The 25,583-nt window shown below is 54.3% G+C and carries 37 protein-coding genes and 1 tRNA gene; 5 read left to right on the top strand and 33 right to left on the bottom strand.

Going from position 1 to position 25,583, the window contains the following annotated elements:
* Positions 1-51 precede the first annotated feature (51 nt).
* The gene (gene rpoD / locus P346_RS10645) at positions 52-1,899 is read left to right on the top strand and encodes an RNA polymerase sigma factor RpoD (protein WP_023309228.1); all 1,848 of its coding nucleotides are present in this window, start codon (positions 52-54) and stop codon (positions 1,897-1,899) included.
* Positions 1,900-2,001: 102 nt separating this feature from the next.
* Here the strand turns inward: rpoD and mug are convergent, their stop codons facing one another.
* The gene (gene mug / locus P346_RS10650; RefSeq protein ID WP_029741755.1) at positions 2,002-2,508 is read right to left on the bottom strand and encodes a G/U mismatch-specific DNA glycosylase; all 507 of its coding nucleotides are present in this window, start codon (positions 2,506-2,508) and stop codon (positions 2,002-2,004) included.
* 125 nt (positions 2,509-2,633) lie between these two features.
* Here mug and P346_RS10655 point away from each other — a divergent pair.
* Positions 2,634-2,709 (top strand) — tRNA-Ile (locus P346_RS10655).
* Between the two features lie 617 nt (positions 2,710-3,326).
* Here P346_RS10655 and P346_RS0121730 read toward each other — a convergent pair.
* The 13 genes from P346_RS0121730 to P346_RS10715 form a co-directional block, all read right to left on the bottom strand.
* Positions 3,327-3,650 carry a hypothetical protein gene (locus tag P346_RS0121730; protein WP_233456537.1) on the bottom strand — a complete coding sequence of 108 codons (324 nt, stop codon included), beginning with the start codon at positions 3,648-3,650 and terminating at the stop codon, positions 3,327-3,329.
* Between the two features lie 269 nt (positions 3,651-3,919).
* Entirely contained in the window at positions 3,920-4,192 is a 273-nt protein-coding gene (locus tag P346_RS10665) for a hypothetical protein (protein ID WP_032659875.1), read from the bottom strand.
* Positions 4,176-4,724, bottom strand: a complete 549-nt coding sequence (locus tag P346_RS10670) for a DUF2778 domain-containing protein (RefSeq protein ID WP_032659873.1) — start codon at positions 4,722-4,724, stop codon at positions 4,176-4,178. Before P346_RS10670 ends, P346_RS10665 begins: the two co-directional genes overlap by 17 nt.
* Positions 4,724-5,215 (bottom strand): Hcp family type VI secretion system effector, encoded by a 492-nt coding sequence (locus tag P346_RS10675; RefSeq protein ID WP_032659870.1) that lies wholly within the window; start codon positions 5,213-5,215, stop codon positions 4,724-4,726. The genes P346_RS10670 and P346_RS10675 overlap by 1 nt, the downstream gene beginning before the upstream one ends.
* 689 nt (positions 5,216-5,904) lie before the next feature.
* Positions 5,905-6,105: an ogr/Delta-like zinc finger family protein gene (locus P346_RS10680; protein WP_032659865.1), complete on the bottom strand. Its 201-nt coding sequence runs from the start codon at positions 6,103-6,105 to the stop codon at positions 5,905-5,907.
* A 67-nt stretch (positions 6,106-6,172) separates the two neighbouring features.
* Positions 6,173-7,327 carry a phage late control D family protein gene (locus P346_RS10685; RefSeq protein WP_032659862.1) on the bottom strand — a complete coding sequence of 385 codons (1,155 nt, stop codon included), beginning with the start codon at positions 7,325-7,327 and terminating at the stop codon, positions 6,173-6,175.
* The gene (locus P346_RS10690; RefSeq protein ID WP_032659860.1) at positions 7,324-7,788 is read right to left on the bottom strand and encodes a phage tail protein; all 465 of its coding nucleotides are present in this window, start codon (positions 7,786-7,788) and stop codon (positions 7,324-7,326) included. Before P346_RS10690 ends, P346_RS10685 begins: the two co-directional genes overlap by 4 nt.
* Before the next feature lie 11 nt (positions 7,789-7,799).
* Entirely contained in the window at positions 7,800-10,079 is a 2,280-nt protein-coding gene (locus tag P346_RS10695; protein WP_032659858.1) for a phage tail tape measure protein, read from the bottom strand.
* Positions 10,072-10,191: a GpE family phage tail protein gene (locus P346_RS0121720; RefSeq protein ID WP_023616176.1), complete on the bottom strand. Its 120-nt coding sequence runs from the start codon at positions 10,189-10,191 to the stop codon at positions 10,072-10,074. Before P346_RS0121720 ends, P346_RS10695 begins: the two co-directional genes overlap by 8 nt.
* Before the next feature lie 32 nt (positions 10,192-10,223).
* Entirely contained in the window at positions 10,224-10,532 is a 309-nt protein-coding gene (locus P346_RS10700; RefSeq protein ID WP_023309234.1) for a phage tail assembly protein, read from the bottom strand.
* Positions 10,533-10,588: 56 nt separating this feature from the next.
* Positions 10,589-11,107, bottom strand: a complete 519-nt coding sequence (locus tag P346_RS10705) for a phage major tail tube protein (RefSeq protein ID WP_023309235.1) — start codon at positions 11,105-11,107, stop codon at positions 10,589-10,591.
* A gap of 11 nt (positions 11,108-11,118) precedes the next feature.
* Positions 11,119-12,306, bottom strand: coding sequence for a phage tail sheath protein (locus P346_RS10710; RefSeq protein ID WP_032659856.1), 1,188 nt, complete (start codon positions 12,304-12,306; stop codon positions 11,119-11,121).
* A 58-nt stretch (positions 12,307-12,364) separates the two neighbouring features.
* Positions 12,365-12,958, bottom strand: coding sequence for a recombinase family protein (locus P346_RS10715; protein ID WP_032659854.1), 594 nt, complete (start codon positions 12,956-12,958; stop codon positions 12,365-12,367).
* Between the two features lie 71 nt (positions 12,959-13,029).
* On the opposite strand from P346_RS10715, the gene P346_RS22525 reads away from it, so the two are divergent.
* Together P346_RS22525 and P346_RS10720 are read left to right on the top strand one after the other, a co-directional pair.
* Entirely contained in the window at positions 13,030-13,503 is a 474-nt protein-coding gene (locus tag P346_RS22525; protein WP_032659852.1) for a phage tail protein, read from the top strand.
* Positions 13,503-14,099: a tail fiber assembly protein gene (locus tag P346_RS10720; RefSeq protein ID WP_032659850.1), complete on the top strand. Its 597-nt coding sequence runs from the start codon at positions 13,503-13,505 to the stop codon at positions 14,097-14,099. The genes P346_RS22525 and P346_RS10720 overlap by 1 nt, the downstream gene beginning before the upstream one ends.
* Here P346_RS10720 and P346_RS10725 read toward each other — a convergent pair.
* The 17 genes from P346_RS10725 to P346_RS10790 form a co-directional block, all read right to left on the bottom strand.
* Positions 14,083-14,478, bottom strand: a complete 396-nt coding sequence (locus tag P346_RS10725) for a tail fiber assembly protein (RefSeq protein ID WP_029742197.1) — start codon at positions 14,476-14,478, stop codon at positions 14,083-14,085. The genes P346_RS10720 and P346_RS10725 overlap by 17 nt on opposite strands.
* 8 nt (positions 14,479-14,486) lie before the next feature.
* Positions 14,487-15,461: a phage tail protein gene (locus P346_RS0121710; RefSeq protein WP_071995972.1), complete on the bottom strand. Its 975-nt coding sequence runs from the start codon at positions 15,459-15,461 to the stop codon at positions 14,487-14,489.
* On the bottom strand, positions 15,458-16,066 hold the full coding sequence (locus P346_RS10730; protein WP_032659848.1) for a phage tail protein I: 609 nt from the start codon (positions 16,064-16,066) through the stop codon (positions 15,458-15,460). The genes P346_RS0121710 and P346_RS10730 overlap by 4 nt, the downstream gene beginning before the upstream one ends.
* Positions 16,059-16,967: a baseplate assembly protein gene (locus P346_RS10735; RefSeq protein ID WP_032659845.1), complete on the bottom strand. Its 909-nt coding sequence runs from the start codon at positions 16,965-16,967 to the stop codon at positions 16,059-16,061. Before P346_RS10735 ends, P346_RS10730 begins: the two co-directional genes overlap by 8 nt.
* 5 nt (positions 16,968-16,972) lie before the next feature.
* Positions 16,973-17,323, bottom strand: a complete 351-nt coding sequence (locus P346_RS10740; RefSeq protein ID WP_032635513.1) for a GPW/gp25 family protein — start codon at positions 17,321-17,323, stop codon at positions 16,973-16,975.
* A complete protein-coding gene (locus P346_RS10745; RefSeq protein ID WP_032659844.1) occupies positions 17,320-17,961 on the bottom strand; it encodes a phage baseplate assembly protein V in 642 nt (213 codons plus the stop codon). Before P346_RS10745 ends, P346_RS10740 begins: the two co-directional genes overlap by 4 nt.
* Positions 17,962-18,073: 112 nt before the next feature.
* Positions 18,074-18,541, bottom strand: a complete 468-nt coding sequence (locus P346_RS10750) for a phage tail protein (protein WP_032659842.1) — start codon at positions 18,539-18,541, stop codon at positions 18,074-18,076.
* On the bottom strand, positions 18,504-18,749 hold the full coding sequence (lysC, locus tag P346_RS23585) for an Rz1-like lysis system protein LysC (protein ID WP_229226321.1): 246 nt from the start codon (positions 18,747-18,749) through the stop codon (positions 18,504-18,506). Before lysC ends, P346_RS10750 begins: the two co-directional genes overlap by 38 nt.
* Positions 18,637-19,050, bottom strand: a complete 414-nt coding sequence (lysB, locus tag P346_RS10755) for an Rz-like lysis system protein LysB (RefSeq protein ID WP_233456542.1) — start codon at positions 19,048-19,050, stop codon at positions 18,637-18,639. The genes lysC and lysB overlap by 113 nt, the downstream gene beginning before the upstream one ends.
* Before the next feature lie 8 nt (positions 19,051-19,058).
* Positions 19,059-19,568, bottom strand: a complete 510-nt coding sequence (locus tag P346_RS10760; RefSeq protein WP_032659839.1) for a lysozyme — start codon at positions 19,566-19,568, stop codon at positions 19,059-19,061.
* Positions 19,552-19,773 carry an HP1 family phage holin gene (locus P346_RS10765; RefSeq protein ID WP_023309247.1) on the bottom strand — a complete coding sequence of 74 codons (222 nt, stop codon included), beginning with the start codon at positions 19,771-19,773 and terminating at the stop codon, positions 19,552-19,554. The genes P346_RS10760 and P346_RS10765 overlap by 17 nt, the downstream gene beginning before the upstream one ends.
* Positions 19,764-19,967, bottom strand: a complete 204-nt coding sequence (locus P346_RS10770; protein ID WP_023309248.1) for a tail protein X — start codon at positions 19,965-19,967, stop codon at positions 19,764-19,766. The genes P346_RS10765 and P346_RS10770 overlap by 10 nt, the downstream gene beginning before the upstream one ends.
* A gap of 179 nt (positions 19,968-20,146) precedes the next feature.
* Entirely contained in the window at positions 20,147-20,587 is a 441-nt protein-coding gene (locus tag P346_RS22955) for a DinI-like family protein (protein ID WP_029741403.1), read from the bottom strand.
* Positions 20,588-20,696: 109 nt separating this feature from the next.
* Positions 20,697-22,886 (bottom strand): replication endonuclease, encoded by a 2,190-nt coding sequence (locus tag P346_RS10775; protein WP_032659837.1) that lies wholly within the window; start codon positions 22,884-22,886, stop codon positions 20,697-20,699.
* Position 22,887: 1 nt separating this feature from the next.
* Positions 22,888-23,109: a TraR/DksA family transcriptional regulator gene (locus P346_RS10780; protein ID WP_032659835.1), complete on the bottom strand. Its 222-nt coding sequence runs from the start codon at positions 23,107-23,109 to the stop codon at positions 22,888-22,890.
* The gene (locus P346_RS10785; RefSeq protein ID WP_029741400.1) at positions 23,109-23,336 is read right to left on the bottom strand and encodes a DUF2732 family protein; all 228 of its coding nucleotides are present in this window, start codon (positions 23,334-23,336) and stop codon (positions 23,109-23,111) included. The genes P346_RS10780 and P346_RS10785 overlap by 1 nt, the downstream gene beginning before the upstream one ends.
* Before the next feature lie 68 nt (positions 23,337-23,404).
* On the bottom strand, positions 23,405-23,743 hold the full coding sequence (locus P346_RS10790) for a DUF5347 domain-containing protein (protein WP_032659832.1): 339 nt from the start codon (positions 23,741-23,743) through the stop codon (positions 23,405-23,407).
* A gap of 227 nt (positions 23,744-23,970) precedes the next feature.
* Between P346_RS10790 and P346_RS10795 the strand changes: the two genes are divergently transcribed.
* On the top strand, positions 23,971-24,546 hold the full coding sequence (locus P346_RS10795) for a phage repressor protein CI (protein WP_032659830.1): 576 nt from the start codon (positions 23,971-23,973) through the stop codon (positions 24,544-24,546).
* A gap of 52 nt (positions 24,547-24,598) precedes the next feature.
* Here the strand turns inward: P346_RS10795 and P346_RS10800 are convergent, their stop codons facing one another.
* Positions 24,599-24,946 (bottom strand): hypothetical protein, encoded by a 348-nt coding sequence (locus P346_RS10800; protein WP_054830236.1) that lies wholly within the window; start codon positions 24,944-24,946, stop codon positions 24,599-24,601.
* Positions 24,943-25,446 carry a hypothetical protein gene (locus P346_RS0121700; RefSeq protein WP_084492154.1) on the bottom strand — a complete coding sequence of 168 codons (504 nt, stop codon included), beginning with the start codon at positions 25,444-25,446 and terminating at the stop codon, positions 24,943-24,945. The genes P346_RS10800 and P346_RS0121700 overlap by 4 nt, the downstream gene beginning before the upstream one ends.
* Between the last annotated feature and the right edge of the window lie 137 nt (positions 25,447-25,583).

The following is a 25,583-nucleotide window of genomic DNA, read 5'->3' as shown; positions in this document are numbered from 1 at the left end:
GCAGCCCCATCGCCGACACCAATCAAACGAATTAAGTGTGGATACCGTCTTATGGAGCAAAACCCGCAGTCACAGCTGAAACTTCTTGTCCAACGCGGTAAGGAGCAAGGCTATCTGACCTATGCCGAGGTCAATGACCATCTGCCGGAAGATATCGTCGATTCAGATCAAATCGAAGATATCATCCAAATGATCAATGACATGGGCATTCAGGTGATGGAAGAAGCACCGGATGCCGATGATCTGTTGCTGGCTGAAACCTCCAACAACACTGACGAAGATGCGGAAGAAGCTGCTGCACAGGTACTGTCCAGCGTGGAATCTGAAATCGGGCGTACCACTGACCCGGTCCGCATGTACATGCGCGAAATGGGTACCGTTGAACTGTTGACCCGCGAAGGCGAAATTGACATCGCAAAACGCATCGAAGACGGGATCAACCAGGTTCAGTGCTCTGTCGCCGAGTACCCGGAAGCGATCACCTATCTGCTGGAGCAGTACGATCGCGTTGAAGCGGAAGAAGCGCGCCTGTCTGACCTGATCACCGGTTTTGTCGACCCGAACGCTGAAGAAGATATGGCGCCTACCGCCACTCACGTCGGTTCTGAACTGTCTCAGGAAGAGATGGATGATGACGAAGACGAAGATGAGGAAGAGAGCGACGACGACACCGCGGACGATGACAACAGCATCGACCCGGAGCTGGCGCGTGAGAAGTTTGCCGAGCTGCGTACCCAGTACGAAGTGACGCGTGACACCATCAAAGCGAAAGGCCGCAGCCATGCCGCCGCTCAAGAAGAGATCCTGAAGCTGTCTGAAGTATTCAAACAGTTCCGCCTGGTGCCAAAACAGTTCGACTACCTGGTGAACAGCATGCGCGTGATGATGGATCGCGTACGTACCCAGGAACGCATCATCATGAAGCTGTGCGTTGAGCAGTGCAAAATGCCGAAGAAGAACTTCATCACCCTCTTCACCGGCAACGAAACCAGCGAAACCTGGTTCAACGCGGCTATCGCGATGAACAAGCCGTGGTCTGAAAAACTGCACGACGTGAAGGACGATGTGCATCGCGGCCTGCAGAAACTGCATCAGATTGAAGAAGAGACCGGCCTGACCATCGAGCAGGTTAAAGACATCAACCGTCGTATGTCCATCGGTGAAGCGAAAGCCCGCCGTGCGAAGAAAGAGATGGTTGAAGCGAACCTGCGTCTGGTTATCTCTATCGCCAAGAAATACACCAACCGTGGTCTGCAGTTCCTGGATCTGATTCAGGAAGGCAACATCGGTCTGATGAAAGCGGTCGATAAGTTTGAATACCGTCGTGGTTACAAGTTCTCCACCTACGCAACCTGGTGGATCCGTCAGGCTATCACCCGCTCTATCGCGGATCAGGCGCGCACCATCCGTATTCCGGTGCATATGATTGAGACCATCAACAAGCTCAACCGTATCTCCCGCCAGATGCTGCAGGAGATGGGCCGCGAGCCGACGCCGGAAGAGCTGGCCGAGCGCATGCTGATGCCGGAAGACAAGATCCGTAAAGTACTGAAGATCGCCAAAGAACCAATCTCCATGGAAACACCAATCGGTGATGATGAAGATTCGCATCTGGGTGATTTCATCGAGGATACCACCCTCGAGCTGCCGCTGGATTCTGCGACCACCGAGAGTCTGCGCGCTGCGACGCACGACGTTCTGGCCGGCCTGACCGCCCGTGAAGCAAAAGTCCTGCGTATGCGTTTCGGTATTGATATGAACACCGACCACACGCTGGAAGAAGTGGGTAAACAGTTCGACGTTACCCGCGAACGTATCCGTCAGATCGAAGCGAAGGCGCTGCGTAAGCTGCGTCATCCAAGCCGCTCTGAAGTGCTGCGTAGCTTCCTGGACGACTAATCGGTCCTTACAGTGAAAAAGCTCCCAATCGGGAGTTTTTTTTTGTTTATTCCCTCTCCCTGTGGGAGAGGGCCAGGGTGAGGGCATCAGGCCGCAGAGACCCTAAAGCCCCCGCACCATCAGCGCCTCATCCAGCTCCCGGTACGCCTCCACCAGCTTATCCAGCGTCGCCCTGTTGAGCCCGCTCGGGTTCGGTAGCACCCACACCTGCGTAACGCCAATCATGATGCTCTGCTTGCCCCACTGCGTTCCACGCTGGCTAAACGCCTGCTCGTAGGCCTGCTTGCCGAGGATCGCCAGCGCGGCCGGCTGATAATCCTCTATCTTCTTGATCAGCTCCCGCCCGCCGCTGCGCAGCTCATGCAGGTTGACCTCGCTCGCCTGTACCGTCGGCCGCTCGACCAGCATGGTAATTCCGCAGCGCGTGTCCAGCAGATGCTGCTCCTCTTCAGGCTTGAGTAGCCTGTCGGTAAACCCGGCCTGGTAGATCACCTTCCAGAAGCGATTGCCCGGATGGGCAAAGTGAAAACCGGTGTGCGCCGAGGACTTACCCGGGTTGATTCCGCAGAACACCACCCGCAGGCCAGGGGCCAGAATATCGTTGATCATCTTTACTCCCGCTCGATACATCGTCAGGGAAGTATAAAGGATTGATTATGCGTTGTTTATAAAAACAGCAGGCAGGTGTGAATGGCTGGATTGCTGCGGGGAGTTACTTTATAATTCACCGCCACGGCCCCTTAGCTCAGTGGTTAGAGCAGGCGACTCATAATCGCTTGGTCGCTGGTTCAAGTCCAGCAGGGGCCACCAGATACAGCAAGGGCTGACGAGATATCGTTGGCCCTTTTGCTTTTTTGGGATATGCCGGGGATATTCCGCAAAGGGAAGTATGGTTCACTATCGTGACTACGTGCCGTTAAAAAGCTAAACGTTCTAACCAAACTTAACGAAGGGATAAAGCATGAGCCCACGGCGGCCAACACCTCAGGAATTATACTTTCTGTCTATTGAAAGGCAGCAGGAACGCGAAAGATACAATGAGTTTCTAAACTCTCGGGGTTATGAAAATAGCCCTGATAGCGCTAACCTGTATACAATCAGCAGGGGCTATACCGGCATGAAAGCAAGGGACACTATAATCATGCTGGCGGGTGAACTGCCTTACATGTATGACTAATAAAGTTAATTGCCCCTTTTATCACATCACCCCATTTTTATTTTCGCGGGTGTAAAAATGTGATGAAGCGGGCCGTTCCGCAAAACAAAAGGCTCAGGGATTGATCCTCCCCCTCCTATCGATGGATATGCAGCAAGAAAAACGATATAGAAAAGCTAAATATACATCTGTATATTTAGCTTTTCTGTTACGAGTCTAATGCTGGTGGTAGTCCAATAGCGAGGTTCCAGATGGTCAGTATGGGAACGTGTCAGTAATGGATATAATGCGTAAATGATCTGTCCAGCCAGAGAACGTATAAGGTAGCATTACGCTTGTAACCCACCATACGTGCCTTACTGCAAAATCGTAATGCAATAAGTTCTACGTCTTCGGTTACATGGGCAGGAATAGCTGCTTTGATTGAGCTACGGGAGATTTTTTCGTATCCGAGCTTATGACGGTCCTGCTGGCGGATATCCGCCCGTGAAAGTTGACTCAACCGGAAAAGCTTATCAGTTAACGCTGCCTTTTCCTTTTGCTCATAGCAATCAACGCAAAAACCATTTTTGAAAATCACGAAACGAAAATTCATGAGGTTTACCGTCAGAAAAAAAGCCTGACAGGCATGCCAGCTGCACTATCGCCCTGCAAGCAGGGTGGAGCACAGTGTGCTGGTAATTTCCGAAATAATTAAATGTAAGCTGTGCAGTTCACAGATCTCCGAATGCGAATTGCATACTTTTAACGGAGTACTTAACTGCGAATTTGCAAAATTAACTCCCCAAAAAAAGCCCCTACGCGGGGCGTTTGTTAGTTGCTGGTGGTGGGCCTGCTAGAACCCGTCAGAACTGCACAGCAGTTTTATGAATTGCGCGCTAATAAGACAAGCTTTTCCCCGCTAAAAACGATCACAGCGGCTACCAGCGCATTAAACATGATGTACATCGTGAAATAGTTATCCTCAACACGGTCTGGGTAAGGTTCCAGTTTCTCTGTTGGGATGTAATTCATGAGATTCGTGACGGTATATTTCAGGCTGTCGGCCAGCGGGTCGAATACCCCTGAGAGCATCAGCGCAAACGTGATAGTCAGAAACATCAGCAGGCGTAACGACCACTTAGCGGGGCGTGACATCGCAACTCCCTGAGGCATTACCGATCACCGTAATATCACCATAAGCCCAGAGTCTATCCCCCTGCAGAATCTGGTGCCGGTGAGCCTTCAACAGAGCAGTACGCACCATGTAAAAATCACGTGAAAGAAAGAAGGTAATGCAGCCCTCACTGATGCCCGAACCATCTGGACGCGGTGGATGCAGGCGGAAATGACCTCGCTGATAGTGATGCGAACTGTCAACGTCAAAGGTCATGTAGTCATCCACTACACCGTCTTTGCGAAACAGGGCAAACCAGTCGTAATAGTTATTTCCGGTAAACGCGTGTTTGAACCATGTCTGGCTGTGAGAAAATAATCCACCTGCCGGACGATCTACAATCCAGTAACTCCCTGGAGGGACGGTGGCATTTGTCATGTACGAACATTCAGGTTTGTTGGCGAGATCGCCCAGCCCGGAAAACACCGGAAATGAACCTACCCCGCCCACATCCAAACGGGCTACGCGCCCCTCGTCGTAAAGATGGTTAAAATCAACCCGGCAACTGATCATCAGGCCACCACTCGCTGGTTCCATGAGTCTGTGTAAAAAATATTCCCGTCGAGATATAGCCAGGTAATGCTTTCATACGCCAGCGACACGGATTCAGTAGGGTTATTCATTTGACCGCCAGTGTTTTTAAAATTGTGCATCACTGGCGTGACAGCCACCACTTTGACGTTTTTCAAAATAATGTGCATAAATTCTTCCTCTACGCCTGCGTCATTAATCCGATACCATTTAATGATTGCCTGCTGGAGTGTCTCGCCCTGACAGACGGCACGATTCAGGTAAGGTGTGGCCTTATCGAGCTCTTTTGTAAAACTTAACTGGTCATGCACACGCGTCCCCGTAAGTTTTCCAAAAGTATTATCGTAAGGGATATGCACGCCGTGGTTAAAGCTCTGCATTTCAATAGCACCTTCACGCAGCAGAACATTGCTACTCCCTTGAATCAGGGTTCCAGTAGAGTTATAAAGCCAAATATATGCGGGAACAGCCATTTTATTAATTCCATTTAGTTGAGAAATTAACCAAACCTTACAGCCACTATTTTTATCAAAATGTAATTTTTTATAACGATTGAAACCCCAATAAAATATTTATATAAATAAAAACAGCCAATAAATATGCTGAATATTTTAAAGTTGAAAAGGGTTGAGTTTTTTAAAGTCAGACTTTCGACTTTTTTTACGCGGTCATATTCTAACTGGTCAGAAAACTGTGCTTTCACCTGCTTCATTGCTTACAGACATTGACAGCATGCTGGCGCTCTTCTGAGTGATTTCGCCGCACGGCTTACTCTTCAGAGCGTAATGCACCGCACAGTGGCCGCCAGCGCCAGCAGCATCGGGAACGGCAGTTATGTCGTCGATTATGCCCACAGCGGGTGGACGGGGGTTTGTCAGATTGAACGCCTGCGGCCATTGTTCAGCCAGGCTGATCAAGCTACCGGCGGCGACTGCTTTTATTTTTTCTCTGCTGTCTGGTGGTTTCCGGTTTCACCTGGATATCACGCCATTTATCGCCGGGGCTGAGAGCAGCCCTCAGGATGAGCCTGATTAATTTTTCTGTTCACAGATTAATTCCCCTGGTGAAAATTCTTTCAGCAGGGGCCACCAAATTTTTAGCTTTAGAATCATATGATTAAGCCACTCGACTGAGTGGCTTTTTTATTGGTTTTTTTGAGCCGCTAACCGTGGTTCAGCGAAGCCGTTCTGATCCGCTCAGACGCACCGGGGGTCGCAATCAGGCGCTCCACGGACTCCATCGTCACGAACGTACAGCTGCAGTCCACATTGGTGCACTGGTGATAGCGCTCTTTGGTATTTTCACTTAGATAGCGACTGGTACGCGCATGCGCAGAGTGCTTGCACTTAGGACAATGAAACATGTACCCCTCCACTTGATTCACATTTTGTGAATCAATAATACCCAAAACAAAACCAATAGCAACTACATTACTCACTATCAACAGTAAATTTTCCGTTGCTGACGTTCAGCTCAAGCTTAAGCTGCGTGGTAAAGCCGCTACCGTTGAGGGTATGCACCACCTCGCTGATGATCCACGCCTGCTCGTCGATGACGCGTTTAAAACCGTTTACCAGCACCGGCGTTTCGGGGAACAGATCGGCGCGTCCCAGCGCAAGCTGGATGGAGAACTTCACGGTTCCCCGCTGAAGCGCGCGCCACTTCGCCTCTGCAGCCCTGAGCGCCTGCTCTTCAGAAGCATAAACCGTGGTGAGCTCAAATACGTTCTCCGCCGATCCCACCAGCCTCTCTTGCGGTTTCTGCTCCTTGCCTGCTGCTCCCGCTACCGGTGCGGCGGCATCCGGGTGCTGCAGTGCTTCTGTCTGCTGCCCTCCGGGCTGACGATTAATACTCAATTGAGGATTTTGTTGTTTGGGGTCACGCGTTTGCAGCCATTTGGCCGTTACGCCGGAATAATTTTCACGGTCAGCTATGGAAAAAAGGTGCTTATCTCCATCCCCACGTTCAATCATCATTAAGGAAAGCGGAGTGCCGCTGGCCGTCACGGCCTGGCCCGCTTTCATAAAGATAATCTTCCCGGCTTTGATTGAAACAAATGCTCCATTACGTTCAGCAAGGCGGGAGAGGAACGCCGCGTCTGTCTCCTGAGACTGGTCAATATGAGAGATGGCGATGGATGCAAGCCCCGACGCGACGCTGGCGGTCAACTGGTTACGCTGAGCGATGGTATCGACTATCGCGCCAATCGTCGTGTCATGCCATGACTGTTCGCGCCGCACGTTTAGCTTTCCACGAAAATCTGCGCTGAATCCCCGGATGGTCAGCGTGTCCGGCGCGCCCTGGAATTGAATCGCATCAATCGTAAAGTCCCCTTTCTCCTCGAGCGGGGTTCCCTCCCATCCCAGCCATAAGGAGAGCCTTGCTCCCCGGGCAGGCAAGTCCAGCAGCCCGTCGGAATCATCCAGTTGAATATCCAGCTGATCGGCTTCCAGCCCCCGTTTGTCGGTCATGGTCAGGCTGATAAGACGATGGCTGAAATTTTGCGTGATATCACGATCGTCAAGCTTAAGCATAAAATCAGGGGCGATTTTTCCACCCGCCCGGATATTCATTTCGGTGATCATCCCACCAGCCCTCCAATGCTATTCCGTGCGCTTTCCACCAGCTCTGAGGCCTGCGTTCGCAGGTCGCCAAACGTCGTCATCAGCGATTCATCCACGCGTTTAAGCTCCAGAGTAAAATTAATTTTTCGAGCGGTACCGTCACTGTAAAAATCCGAATGCGTGTGCGTGACTTTCTCAATGACAAACATGCCGTGAATGATGCCGGTACCGTCTATCAACGGCCATGCCCGCCCCTCATTCGCCATCAGCTCGACCGCCTTGAGGGAAAGCCGTCCTCCCGTGAGTTCCGGGTAGAGTATGCCGGAGAGGCTGAAGGATGTATCACCTTCGCCAAGGTACTGCCAGGCTTTAGGTTTCCCGATGCGAGCGCTGGATGCCCAGCGGTAGTCTTTTGTGAATATCATTGACTGATACGGTAAGGTTCGTCGTTCAAAGACAAACAGACCCAGCACCATTAACATTTTTTCTCTCCTCAACCATACATAAAGCTGGATTGCTGCCGTCTCGCTTTATCCTGTTCAATGTTATCTATCGTCTCCCGGATTTGACGCGTCAGATCCGTTCCAGAGGCCATGCCCCCCTGCAGCGTGATGTTATATTCGCTTTTACTCTGATCGACGTAAGAGCGTCCTCCAGTAGCGATTGTCGGCTGATACCCCAGGCTGCCGCCAGAGATCCCCGCGCCCGGAATATAAGCGCTGCCCGCCGGTGAGGATGCCGCTTCTGCTTTTGCCGCAGCGGCGTCGAGATCGCCCGACTCGTTTTTGATAATACCGAGCTTCTCCAGCAGCCAGCTGGCCTTGCCGCTCAGGCTATTAAAGAGATCGAGCGGTGCCATTAACGCATCGCCCAGCGCCTGACCAAAAATCACGCCAGCGTTTTTACAGCCATCCAGCGTTTCCTGCGTCGCCTTGATCGGCGTGATTAAGTCGGTGAACCATTGCCAGATACCGCCCAGCTTCTCCGAGATAGCGTCAAATACCGCCATCACCGGTGAGAACAGCGCACCCAGCGGTGCGAAAGCCGTCGAAAGCCCTCCCATCACCCCACCAAAGAAGGCGCTGATGGGCTCCCAGTATTTAAAAATCAGTAAGGCGCCGGCAGCAATCGCCGCGCCAAGGGCAATCACCGGCCAGCTAAGAGCACCCAGCACCGTCATGATGGCGCCGCCCACCACGCTGAATACCGTTCCCAACATCCCGGCCGCGGTAACAACCATATTGACGCCCGTCAGAACCGGGCCGATAACCGTGCCTACGCCGCCCAGTACGCCAGCAAACGCCTGCGCGCCGACAACGATGCTGGCGAGGGTCTGCGTCAGCTCAGGATTGGCATTCACCCACAGGGAGGCCGTGCCAAGCCAGCCGGTTGCGGTTGTTATCAGGTTGCGCAGAGCGCCATCCGCTTTATCAAATACATCAATCTTCAACCCGTTCCACGCGGCCTGGAATCGGTTGATATCGCCGTCAAGATTATCGGTCTGCACGGAAGCCGCGAGCGCGGTACTGCCCTTTGCCCCCTGCAACTGCTGGCGTTTTTCATCAAGCGATCCATCACCCGCAGCGGAAGCCAGCGCCCCCGCGGCTTTTATGGCATCCGGAGTCTGAACATGGCGCAACATCGCGCTGAGCGCGTCCCCGGCGGCGGCGCCTTTCATCCCTTTTTCCGCCAGAACGCCAAGCAGCGCGGTGGTCTCTTCAAGCCCCATACCGGCGGCATCCGCAGCTGGCGCAGCGGAGGTGACGGCCGCCACCATCTCAGCGAGGCTGGTATTTGAAGAGGTAGAACCGCGCGTAAGCACATCTGCGATGCGTTCCGCGTCCGTATCGGCCAGGCTATACGCGGCCTGCGTGCTGGCGATCATATCGGCCGCTTTAGCCGCGTCGACACTCCCCGCCAGGCTGAGGTTGACCGTTGGCGCGGTGGCCGCAAGCAGCCCATCGGCGTCATATCCTGAACGAGTCAGTTCGGTTTGTGCCCGGAGGACCGTGTCTGCAGGTACTCCGGTCCCGGAACTGACCTCCCGCGCCTTCTGGCGAATGGCCTCAAGCCGGGGATCCCCCTTCGCCAGACCAAGGTTTGCCTGAATGGCCGACATCTGCTTTTCAAAGCTGATGCCAGGCGCCATAAACCGGGACGTCTGGTCAAAGCCCGCTTTTGCTATGCCCACACCCGCATTCGCAAGCTGACGCACCCGCGCGGTAACGCGTTTGCCTGACTCGTAGCGATTCTGAACGGTACTCAGCCGTTCCTGCTGCTGATTGACGCGGGCCAGCGCATCCCGCTGTCGGTTAAGCTGCTGCGTTTTTTCGCTGATGTGAGTTCGTAAACGACGCTCATCAGACGAGAGCGTGCGCGTGTTGACTCCCGCCTGAGCGAGTTCAGTGCGCTGACGCTGTACCGAGTAGCGTAAGCTGTTGTACTCAAGCTTAAGGTCGGCCGCCGATTTTCGGGCTGCAGTCAGCGCATCAGCCTGCGCCTGGGTGGGGTTTTGCGTGTTTTTAAACTGTACCGCCAGCGCCGCGGCATGCTGTTTCGCCTGAGCAAGCGACTGCTCCGTCGTGGCGAGCCGGGCATTTGCTTTTCTGAAGCCGTTAATACGCCCCGCCTGCTCATCGAGCGCCCCCAGCGCCGTCTGCGCATCGCGGATATCGCTCGCGAGAGTGAGGCTGGCGTTCTGGAGAGCGTTAAGCGGTCGGGTTGCCCGGTCGACTGCCTTAAGCAGCTCCTGAAGACTGACATTATTACTCATGGTGGTTTCCGCTTCGCTGCAGCGCTTTTTCGCGCCATAAGAGGAGTTCGGTCACGCTCAGGGAGTACAGTTCTGACGGCGGCCAGTGAAAGATCACCGCGATATCCGCCATCAGATCGTCGACCGACACATTTTCGGGAAATTTCAGCGAGCCGAAGCCGGTGACAAAAAACCGATCACCTTACCTGCAAAAGAGAGCAGATCGCAGGCATCCAGGCGCGCAACCTCATGCTCGGTAAGCGCCGGCGAGGTCATTCGCGGCAGCACCTTAATCAGCGCATCCACGTCAGATTGCGCCAGCGACGCCAGCGATACGCCGCGCAGGGTCCCCGCATTGGGTTTTGCGACGGTCACCTTTTCGATTTTTTGCTCGCCGCGCTGAACGGGGCTATCAAGCGTGACGATATGTGGGTTTTCACTTTCGTTCATGGCGGTCTCGTTGATATTTTCCATTTCGTTACTCTTCTGAAAGTTAACTCACCGGCCGGTAATCCCGGCCGGTTAAAGGGTTACAGGCCGATGGCCTTACGGTGTTCTGCCAGGCGATCGACGCCATCGACTTTGAGCACCATGTTGATGATGTCGATTTCGATGATCTCTTTGCCATCAATGGTCAGCTGGTAGTAAGCGCACTCGGTGGACATCTTGGTGGTGCCGCTCTCGCCCTGCTTGTTTTCACCGCCATCAAACTCTTTATGACGGCCGCGCATGACGATTTCGACGGCGGAGATTTCGCCGGTATCATCGCGCTGATAAGAGCCGGTAAAGCGCAGCGGCACGCTGTCCGCGCCCGGAGAGGCATACTGCGCCCACAGCGCGGCGTCCGGCAGGCCGCCAACGGTCCACTCCAGCGCCAGGGCATCATCGTCCAGGCCGAGGTCGACAGAGACCGAGCCCGGCATACCGCCGCCGCGATACTTCTCCAGCTTGCGGGTAAGCTTCGGTAGGGTGACAGACTCAACAACGCCCATATAGCTCAGGCCATCGTTGAACATATTCAGGTACTTAAGTTTGCGTGGTAACGCCATGCTTCAGCTCCTTAGCTGTTAACCGAATCTGACAGGTCTGCCAGATAGGTATCGGTGATGCGCTGGCGCAGGGTCAAATTTTCCAGCGGCGGGACAGGGGTGTAGTCGTAATCGATATACAGTTTCCCCGCTTTCAGGGTGGTTGCATCGTTCGACTCAGGGTCATACCAGCAGGAGCCGTCGACGATATAGCCGTTGGTTTTCAGCTCGCGGAACTTGGCGTTAATACCGGAGACGATGTCGCGGATAAGCGTTGGCGTGATGGGTTTATCCATCGCCCACGCGTGCGCTTCCGCCATGGTATCGGCCAGCACCTGTGCGGTACGGGTGTAGTTTTCAAAGACGAATAACGGATCGTCTGAACAGGTACGGTTACCCCAGAATTTGAAGCCGTCGTTGCGAATCAGCGTGGTGACGCCAGCCTGGTTGAGCAGGTTCGCATCGGTAGCCTGTTCCTGCAGATCCCAGGAGACAGAGGCGCTTACGCCGGTAACGCCATTGACGCCAACGTTTGACAGGGTTTTATGCCAGCCGATTGTCTGGTCGATTTTGGCGCGCAGGCCAAGCGCACGGGCGGTAGCCCAGGCCGTCGTCGTTGCGTTCGTGGTGGTATCCCATGCCAGAAAATCAGGATGGATAACCATCAGCTCGCGCTGGCTGAAGTTTTTTCGGTAGTCGATCGCTTCAGAGATGGTTTTACAGCCCCACGCGCTGACATAGCCGAACGCGCGCAGGCTCTGGCACATGGCGGCCAGCGCGGTCGCCACTTCCTGAGAGTCCAGCCCCGGCACCCCGAGAATACGCGGCTTAACGCCGGTTACCGTTTTTGCGGTCAGAAGCGCCTTCAGGCCGGTGTACTTACCGTTTTCATCGGTGGTACCGATGATGTTGGAAAGGGTCTGCTTGCGCGCCTCTTCCGGGGTTTCAGCGGTGCCTTCGGCCACGCGAACAACAACGACAACCGGTTTGCACTGATCGGCGATCGCCTGCAGAGAAGCGGCCAGCGTCCCCGCCTTGCCGGCTTTCGCAATCGCGTTTTGCACGTTGGTAATGAGCACGGGCTCGTTTAAAGGAAATGTCTTGTCGTCAGCATCGCTGGCCGTACAGACCATGCCGATGATTGCCGTCGAGACGGTGGAAATGGTGCGGGTGCCATCGTTGATTTCGATGACTTCCACGCCGTGGTGAAAATCACTCATCCGTTTAACTCCTTGGTTAGTTGGTGAGTGATATTGTCGCGGCTGGGCTTGTTATGAGCTAACCATCCCTGTCCAGCGGCCGCTGGCACAACGATTGTCCAACTATCGTGGCGGGGAATTTTTTATAAAGCGTGGAAATACCTACATCAAAAATTAACGCAACGCGCTGTCGGGATTCCCCGGAAGCAATCAGCCTGCCAGCCTGAGCCCATTCCTCCTGCGTCAATTTAGGGCGTCTGCCACCAATTCGTCCCTGTTCTCGCGCTGCGGCCAGCCCGGCGCACGTCCTCTCGACAATGAGTTCACGCTCCATTTCAGCAAGCGCCCCCATGATATGGAAGAAGAAACGCCCCATTGGCGTTGAGGTATCAATGCTATCAGTCAAACTGCGGAAATTGATGCTTCGCTGGCGTAGTTCCTCGGTCATTGAAACAAGGTGGCGCATACTGCGCCCGAGACGATCGAGTTTCCATACAACGAGAGTATCGCCCGCATTAAGTTGTCTGAGGGCACGATTAAGTCCCGGTCTGTTTGTCGATTTACCGCTGATTTTATCTTCAAAAATCAGCTCACATCCTGAACGCTGCAGCGCGTCACGCTGTAAGGCGGTGTTTTGTTCATTTGTTGACACGCGTATGTATCCAATAAGCATGGTATTTCTCTCCGTCAAAACCGGAAATCATGCCATTTAATGGATAAAGACGCATTTTCGAAAACCTTGGTTTGGGAGAAGGGTCAGCTTTGCCTGTCGGTGTACCCGTTCCGTGGCCGTCAGCAAATCCACCGACGGGGTGGCTCAAATGCAACGGAGCTGCTTTCACGGCTGCGCAATATCCGAATCTGGCTCTGGCATACCCAACCCTGAAACTTCCAGACTTACGCGGGGAGTTTATACGTGGCTGGGATGATGTACGTGGTATTGATGCTGGTCGAACGCTGCTTTCTCTGCAGCTCGATGCCCTTCAAAAAATGACTGGTTCAGCAAGTAATGGTGCTGCAACTGGCTTCGTGAATAGCAGCACGTCTAATGTTAGCGGGGTTTTTAAACGCGGAAGCTCTATTTACCCAAATACTAACGGACAGAATTCCGATTATCAGGGGGTCGATCTTGTCTTTGATTCATCCCTTGTCGCGCGTTCTGCAGCAGAAACTCGTCCGCGTAACATCGCATTTAACTACATCGTGAGGGCCGCATAATGGCGAAGGCAAAATTAAACAATGAGCTTATTGCTACAGTGACCGGTGATATAACTGTGTTTAACTACGATGGTGAGACGCGCGAATATATTTCCTCCTCGGTTGAATATTTGCCGGTCGGCGTCGGCATTCCGGCTAAATCATGCATTGACTCTCCGGGCGAAGACAAAGAGGGATTTACCATATGCCGGAACGCAGATTTTACAGCTTGGGAATATATGGCTGATCACCGTGGTGAAACGGTATATAGCACTGAAACAGGCGAAGCGATTGTCATCACAGCACCGGGGGATTACCCTGACGGCACTACCACGCTGGCACCTGCGACATATCATGACACGTGGAATGGTAATGAGTGGGTGATTGATACTAAAGCGCAGCACGCGGCGGACGTGGAAGCGGCGGAGCAACAAAAAGTTGCGTTACTTTCAGAGGCGCAAACAACGATCAATATATGGCAGACCGAACTACAGTTAGGCATTATCAGTGATAAAGATAAGGCCAGCCTGATACTCTGGCTGACCTACATAAAGGAATTGCGGGCGGTCGTTCCTGACGCTGCGCCAAATATCAAATGGCCTACACCGCCGGTTTAACAGGCCAGCTAACATCAGGAGCCGTCGACGTATCGACGGCTTTCACTTCCTTCTTATAGTCCATCCATGATGATAATTTTGCTTTGTCCTCATTGCTGATATCACCCAGCATTAACTCAACCCGCCAGTCTGCCGTAACATTATCAGCCGTTGCCAGCAATTGCGCGCGCTGATTCTCTGCCTGTGCAATGTGGTCAACTTTGGGCGATACAAGAATTGGATATCCATCATCATCTGATTCGATAACCTTCCCATCATTTTGCTGCCCCGCCATTAGGGCGTTGTATAAATCAGCGTTAATTTCGACGATATCAGCAGGCATATTGTCGTTTATGCTGTCCAGGAAAAAGCCATTTGACGACTTGGAAAAATAAATCATTTTGTCTCCTATATACCAACAGCGAACCAGTAACAGGCGCGTTCGTATTCAATCATTGCACCCTGGCTAACTTTTCCAACAACGATATAGAACTGAGATGTACCCAAATCAGAGCAGTTTGCTACGCCTACTGAGGTAACTCCTGCCGCTGAAGTTGTATGTGGGATTGCCATTAACATGAGTGTCCTTATGGGGAAGCTCACTGGAAAAGTAACCGTATAGCTTGAGCCTCCGCTAACGATGCCCCACTGTAGGATCAAACCAGAAGGTAGCTTTTGAAAGCCCGGCGAACTCTGTGAACTGGAGAATGATGCCATATCTGGAATCTGGTTAGCGCCAGTCCCAACATCCCTTTTAGCCGCTTCTTTCAAACCAAGGTTTTTTAGAACCTCAGCGCTCAGCCCTGCAGCGGCAATTTCTTTTAACGCATTGGCGATTAAAGGGTACTGTTTATGCGGATTATCAGCAGCAATATGCTTTTTCATCTGATCATCAGCGTAGCCCTTAACCTCGATAACTTTATCGTCAACGTACTGGCGCGTTGCCAGCACAACCGACGGATCAATTTTCAGGGAAATTGACGATGTGCTCGACACAATCAGAATCATGCGAATGGTCTGCGTGCGGCCGCTGCCTTCCTGCAGCTGAGGCTTGTATGTCTCCGGGCAATTGGCCACGGCGATCAGAATGCCGTCTTCGTCATAGAGACCGATCTCTCGGATCCAGAAACCGCCCTCATTCTCGGGAATAATCTGTTCAGCGATGATCTGGCTGGTATTGTTTGGGTCAACAGCGAGCAGGTTCAGCGGTGCTATGCGTTTTTGGTTGACGAGCTTCGTCTGCGCCGGATCGGGGGTTGGCAACGTTCCGTTGGCGTCGCCTACCGCCATCTGCGTCAGGTTGAGTTGCGTACCAAGTGCCGTCGCGTTAGCTAGCCGCGCCGCGCCCTGATTCGTCAGTATGGCAAAATATTTTGCGGTCATGCGTTCACTCTCAGGTTATCAATCAAATGGATGGCCGAGGCCGGGTAAAAATCACCACCGACAATAATTTCCTCAGTGGTATAGGGGTAAACAGCCAGCGCATCGCCGTGATAGCATCCTGCACCGACATGAAACGCTCCCGTTGAGCTCAGGCTGATAGCCAGCCCGGTCATGTGTCTACTTGCAGGTTTGGCATCCTCAATTAGCCGTTCAAGCTCCTGATACATTTCATCAGTGATGCCGTTATCAAGCACACCGACAACCAGACGGAATGTGCCAGGCTCCTCACCGAGCTGCCACCACTCGCGCACCTCAATCAAAAAGCCAAGCGGTTCCACCACGCGACGCAATGCGCTGATAGTTCCTTTGTGCTGATGGACGAAAAACGAGGACATAATAACGCTGCGTTTCGTGCTCTCCGGCCACGCCTCATCCCAACGATCTACCGACAGCGCCCATGCCAGGTAGGGAAGTAAATTTACCGGGCACGCGCTGGGGTTCCATAAGGTGCGTAGCGGTACCGGCACACGCTCAATTTTCGAGAGCGCAGCGGCAGCGGCGACTTCCAGCGGTGAGGACCCAACGGGTAACAGCCTTTCACTCATCCGAACCCCCGATCGCTATCTGATACGAGGTACAGTTCGAGGCCTGCGACTTACTCAGTACAATGTCAGAGTGGGGAGTTTCCAGCTCAACGCGCTGCACGCCTTCAACGTGAAGTGCTGCATAGATGGCCGACAGACGGATATCGCGTCCAAGGCGATGCTGTGCGCTGATATAATTCTGCAGCTTCCGCTCCGCTGCTTGCCTGATGGGTTCAGACTCTGGTCCGGGATAAACGTAGAGCGTCGCGTTTATCTGGTAAGGCACAATTTCTGCCGACTGGACCGTTACACGATCGCCTACGGGGCGGACGGTTTCAGCATTAAGTGCTTTTTCAACAACCGCCAGTAGTTCAGGACGAGCGGTACCATCACCCTCACGGGATAACACCGAAATCGTCACATATGCAGGCTGAGGGCTTTCAACCGAAACGTCAGCGACCCGTCCGTCAGCACTCCGACCATGATATTCATAGGCTCCCACCGGCCCCGCGACGCTCAACCCTTCAAATGCCTGCTGCGCACGCAGCCGCAGGTCGGCATCAGACTCCATGACGGCAGCCGTTGGCGGAATGGTAGTGTCATCGCCCGGGGTGATGGTCAGGCGTTCGGTATTATTGTTTCCCGCAATAACGTCCAGATCGTGACCGGAAGAATAGGCCAGCGTCACGGCCAGCGCAGCCTCATTAACCCGCTGGCGCCAGATGACTTCCCGGTAGGCGTTCTCCTGAAGCAGCTTCACAATCGGCTCGGATTCCAGCGTCAGCGTCCGTGCAATCGCCTCCCGCTCCTCTTCCGGATAGAGGGAGACAAAGGTGGCCTTTCGTTCTGCCAACAGCGTTTCATAATCCACCTCCTCCACGACATCAGGCGCGGCGAGCTGGCTCAGATCAACAATAGCCATAGCGTTTAACTCAGTGAAATGGTGATAGAAAAGGATTGTCCGGAGGTCGGGCGCGTGCCGGTGATATCGACATACAACGTCCCGTCGTTCTCCGAACGCTCGAAAGTGATGGCCGTCAGGCTTATCCGCGGCTCCCATTTCTGGATGGCGGAATAACAGGCGGCCATGATTTGCAGGCGCAGCGCCGGGCTCTGCGGCCTGTCGATCATCGCCGCCAGCAGCGAGCCGTAATCCCGCCGCATGACCCGCGAGCCAACCGGCGTAACCAGAATGTCGCGCACGCTTTGCCGGATGTGTTCAGCCTCTGAAATGCTCAGCCCGGTCTGCCTGTTCATCCCCCTGTAACGCACCGTCATTGTGTCCCCTTAGTCCAGCTTCCGCCGCTTTGCACACTCCCGTGCGCGTGGTTATCCACCTGCACCCCGTTTGAGGTGAATTTGCCGCCGGAATGCTCAATATTTCCGGCCATCACGCCGCCCTTCTGCACTTCAAGAGAGGCGGTAATTAACCTGTTGGTACACACCACTTCAGGCGTATCCAGCGTGATGCGGGACGTTGACGTCACCCGCACCTCCGGCACGGTGGCGGTCAGCGATTCAGAGGCGGTAATGTCGGCCGTTTTAATGCCTGCAACCGTCAGCGCCCCGCGCTCGGGTTCGTACTCGATCACCGCGCCGTCAGGGAACGAGACGTGGAATGCATCAGGTGACCCGGACGGCGCCGGATGGTCGTCAGAGAAAATGCCGGGCAGCACGAAGGCGGTATCAAGCTCGCCGCCGATGGCCAGCAGCAGCACCTGCTCTCCCTCGGAAGGAGCCCACCAGACGCGCGAACGTCCCGCACGGCAGGTTAGCCAGTTCAGCCAGGTGGTTTTCATCCCGCCGGTCTGGACACGACAAAGCCCTCTGTTGAGGTCAACATCGGTCACAACGCCGATACGAATCAGATTGCGGATCGCGCGAGCGATGCCGTTCATGGAAGTTAATGTATTCATGAGAAGAGAATGCCGTTCAGGAGGAACGGCAGCAACGAGACGGGGTTTTCTGCGGGATGAAACAACAAGCGGTCCAGACAGTCGGCGGCAGGCGGCCTTCAGCGCGGGGAAATTAGTCCTTCCACTGGCTGACCAGCTCGCCGTTGACGTACAGCGCCTTCGGCCGCGTGACGGGCTCCGGCAGCGGCGGCTCGGGGGAATACGTCGCGTGCAGAGCGCCCTGCTCCTGGGAAACAAGAATACGCTCGGTTAATTGCACGCTGATGGTGATATCCATCGTATCGTCATCGTTTAAGACGATCGCGAAGGTGTAACCGTTTTTGCGTCCTTCATCGAGGGTAAAAATATCCGGCTGGTTTTCCCGAAGCCAGGCCAGCACCGGGACGAAAAATCCCTCACTGTCGCCGGTGAAGCCGCTGACCTTCGCGTTCAGCGCATACCGCTTTTCAAAGGAGAGCGAGGAGGCCTGGCGGGTGTCAATATTGCCGCCTCCGACAGACATCTGCAGGCGCTCCGGGTTGGCATTAAGTTGGGGGATCGCGTCAATTAATGCCTGACGCAGGCTCTTGAGTTTGTGCATCGAGTTTATCCTGACAGTCTTTAATGGTTTCAACCTGCAGCGCGCAGGCGATAAGGGCGTATTCCAGCCTGCGAATATCCGCGCTGAGATCGCCGTTAGTGGCGGGCTCGCTTCCCGGCATCGGGCAGCGGCTCACCTTCGGGCAGGCGTTGTAAACAATGGGCTGCGGAGGCGCAGGCGGTGCGGGTGTGCAGCCTGCGGACAGCATCAGGCAGCTGAGCGGTATACCAGCGGCGTAACGCTTCATTTTCATTGAGTAATCTCCCGATAGTCGCTTCCCGTCTTGCCCTCTCCTCGCCCGCAGTAAGAAGCTCCTCACGCAGCCTGACCTGGGCATTTTCATTTGCTCTGGCCATCCGCTGCGACAGGGACAGCTGATGGTTAAGCGTGGCGAGGGCAGTTTTTTGCTCGCTGGCGACCCGGTTGGCCGTAGCTAAGGAACGGGACAGGTTCAGGTTGTCATGGTGAAGCCACAGCGTGATGGCCAACAGCCCGGCCAGCGCCAGCATGAGCGTTCTCACGGCAGCCCCTTCAGGCACCAGGCCTTCTCGCGGACGCGACGGTTTTCCAGCCCGGCATTTTTGACGCCGTTGACATACACCCAGCGGGTAAGCTGCCCGCATGCCTGCGGCCACTGTTTACGTTTGATAAAGGACACCAGCGTCGAACGGCAGGCGGCACCTGCGCCGACATTAAAGGTAAAACTCACCAGCGCGTCATAGACCCTTGGTGGCATCTCCACCGGCGCACACGCCGCCAGACGCCGCTCAACGTTGAGCACATCAGCGACCAGGTTTACCGCGGCCTCACGCTCGGTAATGTCCCGCGTCGGCACAACGTTTGCCGTGTGGCCAATGCCGGACGTCCATACGCCGGCGCTACACCGGTAGGGCGAGAGGCGACATCCTTCGAGATCGGCAATCAACGCCAATCCTTCCGGGGACGTTTTCAGTAATCGAAAGTCAGGCATCAACACCGCCAGGGCCAGCACACCGGCGACGCTGCAACGCTTAATGATTGAGTTCACGAATGCTCTTCTTATCGAGGCCAAGAGACTGGAGATAGCGCCAGGTTTTGCGCTTAAACCAGTAATTCGTCAGCGCGGTAAAAATGGCGCACAGACTCCCCACGTACAGCGCGACTTTTTCAGGAGACATCGCCCCGAACCAGGCCAACGCCACGGCCAGCCAGTAGGCGATAACCGTGGTGATTTTCTCCAGGCTCAGTCCCATAGGTTTACGGATTCTTTTGTGGGGGCGCTATTCACCTCCGGCATCTCTACCGGCGTGCCGTGAGGCAAGATAACGCCTAACTCCGCGAGGCCAGGATTGGCCTTCAGAACGGCTTCAACGACGCCAGCCGTGCGCCCATAAAAGCGGGCGCAAACGGCATCAAGCGTGTCCCCCTGCATTGCATAGATTTTCATCAGACGCTCCCAACATCCGGTTTCCAGGTAACGTAGAGTTTCCCGGGCCAGAAGGCTTTTCGCTATCGCTGACGGATGGACAATCGCGGGCACAACAGATCGTCCACGAGCGGCGAAGCGTGGTTCAACGGAAGCGCAAAACAGGAATGAGGATGTTGGTACGGGTGATAACGCCGGGGCTAGCGCCAGCTCTCGTCTTCCCAGACTTCCCGGAGGATAGCGTCCAGCGCCTCGCGATCGGCTTCTTTTTCAAGCCCCTGGAGCTCAACCCCCGTCACCGATCCTATCTTCACGTTCACCCGCGATGACGGAAACAGGGATCGTATTCTGCGGGTCAGTTCGCACTGAAAGGCCTCAACGACGGCATGGCCAATCTGTTGATCTTTATCAAGAGTAATGTTCACCCGAACGTTGCCCTCTTTTTTGATTCGTTCCGGAACAGGCGATGCTGAGAAAACAACGGTAAACGCGTTGTTCTTGATTAAATTTCCCCGCGCAATCTCAGCAATCAAATTCAGGGCAATCTCACGATCTCTTTCTTGACACGTTCCTTCTGTCGTCAGTCGCGCAATCAGCTCGACTCGTTCAATCATGACCTGCTCGTTCAACTCTCTGTCCACACAACCTCCACCACGAGATACTGTATAAACATACAGTAGCACGTATTCATAAAAAGAGTGAAGCGAAAAATCAGAACCCTTCACGGTATGTACATGATATGGATGGAGATTAGCGGGCTCTCTGAGCGAAGAGATCCGTTAAATACCCAATACGTTCAAGGATTTTCCGCGCCTTTTGCTGGTAAGAACACGGTGCAGGAAATAGCGATCCGTCAGCTGCGCCCCTGCACCATTTATCGTTAAAGCGGCTGATGCCTCCCGCCATCAGATGCAGGGCTTCTGCCCGGCTGATGGCTATCCCGGTGGCGAGCCGTATCTCATCGATCACCTTCTCCGGTACCCCGTTCTGCGGGTCGCTCGCGAAGACGACGGGCGACGACGCGCCAGGGCGGATGAATTTGATGCGTTCGGTTAACGCCCGCCTCGCACGTCGGCTGAGGGGTTGAGAAAGATCGGTCTGCGTACAGTTATTGACAGAACTCCGAGAGGATACGGGCACATCCTTAAGATCCGCTGCCCGCTTCGGCACAATTCTCCACTGCGTGAGTCGGGTTAAAACTGGGCTGCCCGCGCCAACGGCGGAATCGTACACGCCGCGGATGCGGACTGTTTCCTCGCCGTACTGGTTAAACCCGGCGCGCGGCTCATACAGCGTGCGCACCTGTAAATCATCGCGACGCACAAACGGCCCGCCCTGCGCGGTGACGTAACCCGCCCAGTCCCCGGCGTCGGCAGCCTCATGGACGGCGGCAAACTCAACGCTCAGACCGCGCGCGGCCTCGGTATCCACCAGACGCCGCAGCTCGCGGTAGACCGTAACCGGCGCGCCGCCGATGAACTGAAACTGGCGAATGTGCCAGCGCCCTGCCCAGGCCGACACGGCGGACGCCGTCTCTTTCAGCAAACCACCGCTTTCGCTATCGGTCTCGCCATCGAGCGCATAGCCGTCGATATTCTTTGAGATGTATTTGGCGATATAGCCGGTAGCGCTGCCTTTCTGCGGATCGATCGCGTCCGCGTGAAAGCGAGCCTGTCTGGCGCTTTCGCTCTGCAGCTCAGCGCCATCCTCCTGCCGGGCGTAATCCCCGATAATCTGGCGAACGTATTCGACGTCTTCCGGCAGCATAAACATCAGCATGTGCCAGTGGGGCGTACCGTCGTGATGGGGTTCCGCAACGCGGATACCGAAGATTCGGTGCCCGTCCCGGTGGAGTTTTGCGCGGATACGCGCCCAGAGACGGGTAAAGTAGAGTTGCGTATCCGACGGGCTGGCCCCGTTCCACTTCGCGTTGGGGGAGCCTGATTTCAGCGTCGCGTGATACTGCGCGGGCGCGGTTAAGGTATAGAACTCGCCCACATAGCCCAGCGCCTCGCAGATATTTTCAAACCCGCGGATGCGGGTCATCAGTTCACAGCGGCGTATCGCGGGGTTGGCCACCGAGCTGTCGTATTTTTCAATCAGGCTGATGCGGTTGCCCTCTTCATCTTCCAGCTCCATGCCCTTGAGAAATTCGCGGGTGCGGCGCTTCTGCTCGCGCCACTCGGTCACGCAGCGTTTGCTCGCATACGCCGTTCTCCGTTTGCTGACGTTGCCGAGGGCAATCTGCAGATGCTCGCGCCAGGCAGCCGCGACCCGACGCAGCCGCCCGCGCCACCACGCCTCGGAAAACATGCGGATCACCGCCGCGGCAACGTCATCTTTGTTGAAAAACGACTTCGCCACCCGCTCCCAGTGCGGTGGCGACACGTTGAACTGTCGGGCGATCAGTCCGGCGCGCTGATACCAGACGTACAGCGTCTGATATTCGCCCATTTCAGCATCGTTAATATTCGCCAGCTCGCCGCGAATAAAGCTGGCGATATCTGCGGCCAGCAGGTCGATGTCCGCGCGGGACATATCCGGAAGGCGGTTATAGCGGGCAACCAGTTCGACCATGCGCGAGGCAAGGTATTGCAGAAGCTGAGTGTCAAAATGGTCGTCGAACACGGCCCTGGAGACTTCATCGTGCAGACCTGTGCAGGCATAGCGTTCAGAGACCCGCCGCAGGCGGGGTAACATCCTTTTGCAGAAGCGGATCAAAAAGGCGTTAGCCTGCGGGCTGCCCCGATGCTGTTCGAGAGCGTCAACCGTACGCCAGATCTCGAAGCGTACGCAGTCAGGCTGCTGTGAGAGGGCAATTCTTGCCTGCTGCAGCGCCGCGAAAAGGCGATCGCGGCGCTGCTGTTGGGCGTGGGTGAGATAAGGGCTGGCAATGGCCAACCGTGGGGCATTCCACGGATAAGCAAATGACGTAGCCAACTTATCCTCCGCGGACGTGTTTATTTTTCATCTCCGCGATCTCCTGGCAGGTTACGCACAGGGCTACGCCGGGCACCGCTATTCGGCGCGCCTCCGGTATCGGCGCCTCGCAGTCCTCGCAGAGGAGACGCGAAGGCGATACGGGTCGTCTGCGGGCGCGATTAATGTATCGCTCTCTGTCTTCCTGCTCGCGCGCCTGCGCAAGATCGATAAAATCGGCCATCAGTGCAGCTCCTGGGATTCACGCTCGTAGCGGGCCGCCTCGTGGCACAGCAGTTCGGCAACGTCTTCTCCGCTCATGCCGGTTTTGTAGATATGGCTCGCCAGCGCCTCCAGACGCAGGGAGACCGCGAGGGCTCGCGCGCATCGTTCCTCCGTTTTTGCCTCTGCCAGCAGGCGCTTCAGTTCTTCACTTCCGGTCGGATAAGGGCGGTTTTCACTGTTTCGCATCACGCGTTCTCCTTAATTTCAGGCAATAGGGTGCCCGGCGGGTTTACGCCATTAGTTTTTGGGTTGGGTTATATCGGCATGGTCAGCCGTTCAGGAAATAAACTCACAACAGCACGAAAATGGTTCATGGCGTTAATCAGCGCCCGTTTCTCTTCGGTCGACAGCTCGCTGATATCGCACTCGTGGCGGGCGACGGGCAATCTCGCCAGGAAAAAGAGGGCGGCCAGCGCCCTGCTGTTCTCCTCAAAACAGGGATCGCGCCTGTCGCGCATTTCAGCCATAAACCGCGCCAGCTCTTTTCCGCTATCGCTCCCATATCGGGCGCGCAGTTCAGCGACGTGGTTAAGCCCGCTAAGACGCGCTCCCACGCTAAGTGGAACCCTTGCACGGGCAGCTTCTATCGCCATATCTCCCCTCGCGTAAATTCACGCACGCTAGTGCGCTTAAAACGGGCACAGCACGGTTTTTTCCGCCGTTTGAGGATTGCGATTTCAGATGCCATGCTGCATGATTCCCATTTTGATAATGTCTGCAATCATTAGCCTCTGTTTGCCAACGTCTGCCGCTGATTGCCCGAATTTGTAATGATATTAATACCCAAATGAGTATTAGTAAACACCCAAAGGAATATATTTTGATTCTGGATTCTCAAGTGAATAATGAAGAGTTACTCGATAGAATCTGTCAGGTATATGGTTTCACGCAGAAAATCCAGCTGGCCCGGCACTTTAATATCGCCGCCAGCTCGCTTCAGAACCGCTACGCGCGCGGTACCGTCTCTTACGACTTTGCGGTTCAGTGCGCGCTGGACACCGGTGCCAGCCTTCGCTGGCTGATGACCGGACAAGGTGCGCAGTTTGAAGGTAACCCCGCGCCGGGCGATCCGGTTTCGGTTTCCACATTCACACTTAGTGATGGAAGGCTGGAAGAAAATACCACTTTGAGTATTGACTCTGGTTTCTTTAGCAAACCGCTGGCTCGCGGTATCGCCGTTCGGGCGGAGGGGAAGCTGCACTTTGTTGAAAAAGAAGCATCGTTAACCGACGGCCTGTGGCTGGTTGAGATTGAAGGCACCGCCAGCATCCGCGACCTCACGCTGCTGCCGGGTAAAAAGCTCCACGTGGCGGGCGGCAAGGTTCCGTTTGAATGCGGTATCGACGAGATAAAAACGGTGGGTCGCGTGGTGGGGATTTACAGCGAGGTGAGCTGAGGCTGCCAGTTTCAAGGCTGACGACGCTCGTCAGCCTTGATGATTTTAAACGTTATTTTTCGATGTAGTTGTATGAAGTCAGAATTCCTTTGTCAGAAAAATCAACGGACAGCTGCTGCTTGCGGTCCAGATTAAGTGGAATGATGAGATAGATACGACGGTCAAGGATCTGCGACGTATATTCCCAGTGGCGCGTATTATTGTAGTCAGCCGTATTGGCAGGCACGCCAAAAGCAATCAGTACATCTTTGCGGGTCGTGACCTCTGGGATCAGCTTCTGCTTTATCTCTTTTTCAGAATACTGCGCCAGGCTTGTTGCCTTAGTTCCATCGTAGTTTGATGCACAAGAGGTGCTCAGGAGACAGACTAACGCCACGCCTAAGACATTCATGGTTCTCACTGTACAAAATCCTTTTCAATATAAATACCATTGACGGTATCCAGCGCGACTTCTTTCATATAAAGCACGCAATATCCCGTTTTATCGCTATAGCTAATATGACCTTCGTAAATCTTTTTCTTTTCTGGCGTGAAGGTGAGCGATACATTACATCCCTGGTATAAAGCGTGCTGAACAGTCGTTTTTTCGTCTGGCACAATCAGCGTTTCAAAATAGTCTTTATCATATTTCTTGCCCGTCACTTTAGGGAGACCAATATCTTTTGTCGACCCCAGGAAAGGGTTCAGATAACGATTGTGCTTAAGTACCCATCCACCCGTTTCTTTACCTGCCTTATCATACTGATAGATGCCATAGCTCATCGGCGGGCCAATGAGGCGAATCTTAGCCACATCCTCGCTATTCGGAGGAGGCGTGTACATTTTCGGTTCAGGAAAGAAAGTGCTACAGCCAGAAAGACTCACTATTGCTGGAATAATTATATATTTTAAAAATCGCATACCGTTACCTTTATATATACCATCGCTTATTTCCCGGGAGACAATGCCGGGGCATTAACATCCTGGAATGTTATTAACAAATCACTCATAGATATAAAGGTCAACTAAAAAAAATAAATTTAGGTTTAGTGTAATAA

Origin of the sequence: Enterobacter sp. DC1, assembly GCF_000568075.1 — a bacterium.
Lineage (GTDB): Bacteria > Pseudomonadota > Gammaproteobacteria > Enterobacterales > Enterobacteriaceae > Enterobacter > Enterobacter asburiae.
This window is presented reverse-complemented; position numbering and strand designations above follow the sequence as displayed.